Raw genomic sequence first — 7157 nt, forward strand, 5'->3', positions numbered from 1 at the left:
TGCAGTGCAACCTGCTGCGCCTATGATCGGTCGCCTGGTGGTGGTCGGTCTTGGATTGATCGGTGGCTCCTTCGCCAAAGGCCTGCGCGAGAGCGGCCTGTGCGGCGAAGTGGTTGGTGTGGACCTGGACCCGCAATCGCGTAAGTTGGCGGTGGAACTGGGGGTGGTAGACCGCTGTGAGGCGGACCTGGCCATCGCTTGCCACGGCGCCGACGTGATCCAGTTGGCTGTGCCGATTCTGGCCATGGAAAAGCTATTGGCGGTTTTGGCCGGCTTGGATTTGGGCAGCGCGATTCTCACGGATGTCGGCAGCGCCAAGGGCAACGTGGTACGCGCGGCGCAACGGGCATTTGGTGAAATGCCGCCGCGCTTCGTGCCGGGCCATCCGATTGCCGGCTCCGAGCAGAGCGGGGTGGAAGCGTCCAATGCGCAACTGTTTCGTCGGCACAAAGTGATCCTGACCCCGCATGCCCTGACCGATCCCGCGGCGTTGGCCGTGGTGGACCGCTTGTGGCGCGAGTTGGGCGCGGATGTGGAGCATATGCAGGTCGAGCGCCACGACGAAGTGCTGGCGGCCACCAGTCATCTGCCGCATCTGCTGGCGTTCGGCCTAGTGGACTCGTTGGCCAAGCGCAACGAAAACCTGGAGATTTTTCGCTATGCTGCCGGTGGCTTCCGCGACTTCACGCGGATTGCCGGCAGCGACCCGGTGATGTGGCACGATATCTTCCTCGCCAATCGCGAAGCGGTGTTGCGCACCCTGGACACCTTCCGCAGTGACCTCGACGCCCTGCGCGACGCAGTGGATGCGGGCGACGGCCATCAGTTGCTCGGCGTGTTCACCCGTGCGCGGGTGGCGCGTGAACACTTCAGCAAGATCCTGGCGCGCCGCGCCTATATGGAAACCGCCGTGCACACCGACGAACTGACGTTCATCGCCAGCCCAGGTGGCCGCTTGAGCGGGCGCATTCGGATGCCGGGCGACAAGTCGATCTCCCATCGGTCGATCATGCTGGGCTCATTGGCGAACGGCGTGACCGAAGTTGAGGGCTTCCTTGAAGGTGAGGACGCCTTGGCGACCTTGCAAGCGTTTCGCGACATGGGTGTGGTGATTGAAGGCCCGCACCATGGGCGAGTGACGATTCATGGTGTGGGTTTGCACGGCTTGAAACCGGCGCCGGGGCCGATTTACCTGGGCAATTCCGGCACATCCATGCGTCTGTTGGCGGGGTTGCTGGCGGCGCAAAGCTTCGACAGTGTGCTGACAGGCGATGCGTCGCTGTCCAAGCGCCCGATGAGTCGCGTGGCCAAGCCGTTGCGGGACATGGGCGCAGTGATCGAGACCGGCCCGCAAGGGCGCCCGCCGCTGACCATCCGCGGTGGCCAGGCATTGAAGGGCTTGAGTTATGTACTGCCGATGGCCAGCGCCCAGGTGAAATCCTGTGTGCTGTTGGCCGGCCTGTATGCCGAAGGTGAAACCGCAGTGACCGAGCCCGCACCGACCCGCGACCACACCGAGCGCATGTTGCGCGGTTTTGGCTATCCGGTGGTGGTGAAGGGCGCGACGGCGTCGGTTGAATCCGGGCACGCGTTGACCGCTACCCATATAGAAGTGCCGGGGGATATTTCCTCTTCGGCGTTTTTCCTGGTCGCGGCCACGATTGCCGAGGGAGCCGAGTTATTGCTGGAGCATGTCGGTATTAATCCGACCCGCACCGGGGTGATCGATATCCTGCGCCTGATGGGCGCGGACATCACCTTGGAAAACCCACGTGAAGTGGGCGGTGAGCCGGTTGCCGACTTGCGTGTACGCGCTGCTGCACTGAAGGGCATCGAGATTCCCGAAGCGCTGGTGCCCCTGGCGATCGATGAGTTTCCCGTGCTGTTCGTTGCCGCCGCCTGCGCAGAGGGCCGAACCGTGCTGCGCGGTGCCGAGGAGCTGCGGGTGAAGGAGTCTGATCGTATCCAGGTCATGGCCGACGGTCTGTTCGCGCTGGGTGTGAAGTGTGAACCGACGCCTGATGGGATTATCATCGACGGCGGCCCGATAAGCGGTGGCGAAGTGCATGCTCATGGCGATCACCGGATTGCCATGGCGTTCAGCGTGGCATCCTTGCGAGCGGCGGCGCCGATTCGTATCCGTGACTGCGCCAACGTCGCTACGTCTTTTCCGAACTTTCTTACACTGTGTGCCCACGTCGGCATGCGTGTTGCCCAAGAGGCTCAATTGTGAATATCAAAGCACCGGTGATTACCATCGACGGGCCAAGCGGCTCGGGCAAAGGCACGATCGCCGGCATCCTGGCCAAGCGCCTGGGCTGGTGCCTGCTGGATTCCGGCGCGCTGTATCGCCTGTTGGCGTTCGCTGCGCGCAACCATGGCGTCGACCTCACCAACGAAGAATCCCTGAAGCTGCTGGCGGCGCACCTTGACGTGCAGTTCGTCGGCGCGACGGAAGGTCATCCCCAACGCATCATCCTGGAAGGCGATGATGTGACCGATGACCTGCGCAACGAGCAAGTCGGTTCCTGGGCCTCCCAGGTTGCCGCGCTGCCCGCCGTGCGTGACGCATTGCTGCAGCGTCAGCGCGCGTTTCAGGAGCCGCCGGGGCTGGTGGCCGATGGCCGTGACATGGGCACCGTAGTGTTTCCCGAAGCGCCATTGAAGATTTTCCTGACCGCCAGCGCCGAGGAGCGTGCTCGCCGCCGCTACTTGCAGTTGAAGGGCAAAGTCGATGGTGTTAGTCTGTCGAGTCTGCTAGATGAGATCCGTGCACGCGATGAGCGTGATACCCAGCGTGCGGTAGCCCCGCTCAAGCCGGCGGCTGACGCCATACAGCTGGATTCAACGGAGTTGTCCATCGAGCAGGTGCTGGAACGCATCATGAGCGAGATCGCCATTCGCGATATCGCCGGGTGACCAAGAAGGCTGCAGGGGACCAGTCATAGTCCTGTGGTGCTTCTTCTAATTGAAACTGACCCACACCGTCTGGGGTGTGGAGATGGGCGTATTCTTCGCCCTTATCAACAGGAATTAAAATGAGCGAAAGCTTTGCGGAACTCTTTGAAGAAAGCCTAAAAACCCTGAACCTTCAGGCAGGCTCCATCATCACCGGTGTTATCGTTGATATCGATTACCAAGCTCGCTGGGTAACCGTTCACGCTGGTCTGAAGTCTGAAGCTCTGATCCCGCTGGAACAGTTCTACAACGATGCTGGTGATCTGACAATCAATGTCGGTGACGAAGTTCACGTTGCTCTGGACTCGGTTGAAGACGGTTTCGGTGAAACCAAGCTGTCCCGTGAAAAAGCCAAGCGCGCTGAATGCTGGATTGTTCTCGAAGCAGCCTTCGCAGCTGAAGAAGTGGTCAAGGGCGTTATCAACGGTAAGGTTAAAGGCGGCTTCACTGTCGACGTTAACGGCATCCGTGCGTTCCTGCCAGGTTCTTTGGTCGACGTTCGTCCTGTGCGCGACACCACGCACCTGGAAGGCAAAGAACTCGAATTCAAGGTCATCAAACTCGACCAGAAGCGCAACAACGTTGTCGTTTCCCGTCGCAGCGTCCTGGAAGCAGAGAACTCCGCCGAGCGTGAAGCTCTGCTGGAATCCCTGCAGGAAGGCCAACAAGTCAAAGGTATCGTCAAGAACCTCACCGATTACGGCGCATTCGTCGATCTGGGTGGCGTCGATGGCTTGCTGCACATTACCGACATGGCTTGGAAGCGTATCAAGCATCCTTCCGAAATCGTCAACGTTGGCGACGAGATCGATGTCAAGGTTCTGAAATACGATCGCGAACGCAACCGTGTTTCCCTGGGCCTGAAGCAACTGGGTGAAGATCCATGGGTTGCTATCAAAGCCCGTTACCCAGAAAGCACCCGCGTGACCGCGCGTGTTACCAACCTGACTGACTACGGCTGCTTCGCTGAGCTGGAAGAAGGCGTTGAAGGCCTGGTACACGTTTCCGAAATGGACTGGACCAACAAGAACATCCACCCTTCGAAAGTCGTGCAAGTCGGCGACGAAGTGGAAGTTATGGTTCTGGACATCGACGAAGAGCGTCGTCGTATCTCCCTGGGCATCAAGCAGTGCAAATCTAATCCATGGGAAGATTTCTCTGGCCAGTTCAACAAGGGCGATAAAATCTCCGGCACCATCAAGTCGATCACCGATTTCGGTATCTTCATTGGTCTGGACGGCGGCATCGACGGCCTGGTCCACCTGTCCGACATCTCCTGGAACGAAGTTGGCGAAGAAGCTGTTCGTCGTTTCAAGAAGGGCGACGAGCTGGACACCGTTATCCTGTCGGTTGATCCAGAGCGCGAGCGTATCTCCCTGGGTATCAAGCAGCTGGAAAGCGATCCGTTCTCCGAGTACGTTCAAGAGAACGACAAAGGCGCCATCGTTAAAGGTACAGTGAAAGAAGTTGACGCCAAAGGCGCCATCATCACTCTGGCCGACGATATCGAAGCGACTCTGAAAGCCTCCGAAATCAGCCGTGACCGCGTTGAAGACGCGCGCAACGTTCTGAAAGAAGGCCAGGAAGTAGAAGCCAAGATCATCAGCGTTGACCGCAAGAGCCGCGTAATCCAACTCTCCATCAAATCGAAAGATGAAGTGGAAGAGAAAGAAGCTATCCAGAGCCTGAAATCCGCTCCGGAAGCTGCAACTGGCGAGACTACCATGGCCTCCCTGCTGCGCGAAGCAATGGCTAAGCAGAACTAAGTTCTGTAAGGCTGTAGAAAAGGGGCGACTTCGGTCGCCCTTTTTTGTGTCTGAAATTTGATGAATCAACAACACCGAACCGAGGCATTCAGCACGCGGTCAGAACTGGCTATAGTCATTAAAGATATTTCGCGTTACTGATCGATAAGGGTTTGAATGAACAGGATTCTCGTAATACTGGCGTTAATCATACTTGCGGGTTGCTCCAGCACCAGCGCCAAGACCCATGCCAAACGCGGCGTCAGCGGCATAGAGGTTGACTGCTCTGGCCTGGGTAATAAATGGGAAAAGTGCGAAAAGCGCGCTGCTCGCGAATGCAAAATGCAGGGATACAAAGTCATTACCCGGTCCAGTGATGCTACGGATGAAGAGGGCGACTTCCCGTTCGGCTGGAATCCTGCCGGCGCAGTCACGCGGACGATGGTGGTGATCTGTAATTGAAGTTTTGGTGTGTTCATTGCAGCCGCTTAATCGCCTGGCAGATAAGTTGATATACGGGCTGTTCAAATTGATCAAGTCATGCTAAAACCTTCGAAGCGCTTTTCCTAGCTGCTTGAAAAAGAAGGGAAAAATATGACGAAGTCGGAGTTGATCGAACGAATTGTCACCCATCAAGGGCTGCTCTCATCCAAAGATGTGGAGCTGGCTATCAAGACCATGCTTGAGCAAATGTCCCAATGCCTGGCCACTGGAGACCGCATCGAAATTCGCGGCTTCGGCAGCTTCTCCCTCCACTACCGCGCCCCGCGCGTAGGCCGCAACCCAAAAACCGGCCAATCCGTCAGCCTCGACGGCAAATTCGTACCCCACTTCAAACCGGGCAAGGAATTGCGCGATCGAGTGAACGAAGAAGAGGAAGAGGGCGTCTGAGTGTTTTTGTAGTAGGAGAAGGTTATGCGTGGAGTTAAGCGCGTTGTTGCGGTATTGATTGCAGTGCTGGCAGCGTTGGTGGTTTTGGCATTTGTGCTTGAGAATCAGCAGGGTGTTGCGCTGTCGTTCCTGGGTTGGAGTACTGCGCAGATGCCGGTGGCGGTGTTTGTGGTGGTGGCTTTGATTGTGGGGATGTTGATTGGGCCGTTGTTGGGGGTGTTTGTGGGTAGGCGTCGGCATAAGGGGATTGCCTAGATATCGGTCGTGATGCCTGAGGCTTGGTGTGGGGATGGCTTAAACAACCGCCTGTCAGAGAATTTATAATTCTGAGCACGTTGAGTTTTGCGCTGGCACTTACCTCCCAGGGACTGCGGCTTGCGTCGGCTCCCTAGAAAAATGAGAATCGTCTTACATACATGTCAAGACTTGTAATATGTCTGAGAGATGGCAGAATGGAATCTGTTCTCGATAACAGGCATTTTGTGCGCTCAAAATTTGGCAGAGACGCTTGGTTTTGGCGGTCATCCAATTGGAATAAAAAACACACAATCTTGTCTGCATAACGAGCCCGCAGTTTCTCTTGAAGGCAGGTTTTTGTTGTGAGTAGTAACTTTCGTATCCCCCCGGCACATTCGTCCGGAGAAATTGATCTTGCAGTAATTTTTAATGCCGCTTGGCGACAAAAAAAATTGATTGCATTAGTAGCTTTTCTTATTACTTTCCTTTCAGTGGCATACGCCTACTGGGTGACGCCTGAGTATCAAGTCAGCAGCGTTTTGCGGCCGGCAGCCATCAATGAGCTAGACGCCTTGAACCGTTCTGAGGTTTATAGACTGCCACCTAATGAGGCGTTGACTAGAGTTGGCGCCGCTCTAGAGTCTTATGACACTCGGTTGGGTTTTTTTAGAGCAAATCGAAGTTTGTTTAGTCGGTTTGAGCAGCCCGGCCGTACCTTAGAGCAAAGTTTTGAAGAGTTTAATCGAAACTCAATTAATTTGATATTGCCTGATCCAAAAAAAGCTGACCTTTTAAGCGCCTATATTCGTTTGGAGATGATTTATCCGAAAGGTATTGATGGTGTAGCTATTCTTAATGGTTTTGTAAATTATGCAATTAATATAGAGCGTGCTCAAATTGCCGCCGACATGGATGTAATCATTAAAAACCGTTTAAGAGAGCTCAAAGGTAAGTTGGACGCCGCACGCTCCAATTACGAAAACGATAAAGAAGCTAAAATTGCCACATTGCTTGAAGCAGATAATCTTAAGCGAGCTCAATTGCAGGATGAGTTAAAGGCTCTTCGCTCTCAGCTGAAGACTTTGCGTGCTGATCGCATGGCGCAACTTGATGAAGCAATTGTGATTGCTAAGTCATTAAGTATTAAAAAGCCTACCACCCCATCTGCATTAAGTGAGTCTGACCATTCAGGCTCATCTAGCGTGATGCGGACAGAAATCAATAATCAACAAATCCCCCTGTATTTTATGGGTGCTGAGACATTGGAAGCTGAGCGTACAGCTCTGAGGCAGCGCAAATCCGACGATTTTACTGAAGGGCGTATTG

Annotated in this window: 7 protein-coding genes; all 7 read left to right on the plus strand. The window is 55.4% G+C overall.

Annotated features, from left to right (window positions below):
* Positions 1 to 22 precede the first annotated feature (22 nt).
* Positions 23 to 2233: a bifunctional prephenate dehydrogenase/3-phosphoshikimate 1-carboxyvinyltransferase gene (locus tag Q1V60_RS18115; RefSeq protein ID WP_300633116.1), complete on the plus strand. Its 2211-nt coding sequence runs from the start codon at positions 23 to 25 to the stop codon at positions 2231 to 2233.
* Positions 2230 to 2919, plus strand: a complete 690-nt coding sequence (gene cmk / locus Q1V60_RS18120; protein ID WP_012722932.1) for a (d)CMP kinase — start codon at positions 2230 to 2232, stop codon at positions 2917 to 2919. Before Q1V60_RS18115 ends, cmk begins: the two co-directional genes overlap by 4 nt.
* A 119-nt stretch (positions 2920 to 3038) precedes the next feature.
* Positions 3039 to 4724 carry a 30S ribosomal protein S1 gene (gene rpsA, locus Q1V60_RS18125; protein WP_065950327.1) on the plus strand — a complete coding sequence of 562 codons (1686 nt, stop codon included), beginning with the start codon at positions 3039 to 3041 and terminating at the stop codon, positions 4722 to 4724.
* Between the two features lie 156 nt (positions 4725 to 4880).
* A complete protein-coding gene (locus tag Q1V60_RS18130) occupies positions 4881 to 5165 on the plus strand; it encodes a hypothetical protein (protein ID WP_300633106.1) in 285 nt (94 codons plus the stop codon).
* Between the two features lie 132 nt (positions 5166 to 5297).
* Complete coding sequence (gene ihfB / locus Q1V60_RS18135; RefSeq protein ID WP_003189779.1) at positions 5298 to 5594, plus strand: integration host factor subunit beta; 297 nt, start codon at positions 5298 to 5300, stop codon at positions 5592 to 5594.
* A gap of 24 nt (positions 5595 to 5618) precedes the next feature.
* Positions 5619 to 5849 (plus strand): LapA family protein, encoded by a 231-nt coding sequence (locus Q1V60_RS18140; protein WP_300633110.1) that lies wholly within the window; start codon positions 5619 to 5621, stop codon positions 5847 to 5849.
* 344 nt (positions 5850 to 6193) lie between these two features.
* Positions 6194 to 7157 (plus strand): Wzz/FepE/Etk N-terminal domain-containing protein (locus Q1V60_RS18145; protein WP_300633112.1); only part of this gene is annotated, 964 nt, incomplete at its 3' end.

This window comes from Pseudomonas sp., assembly GCF_030147005.1.
In the GTDB taxonomy this organism is placed as follows: Bacteria; Pseudomonadota; Gammaproteobacteria; order Pseudomonadales; family Pseudomonadaceae; genus Aquipseudomonas.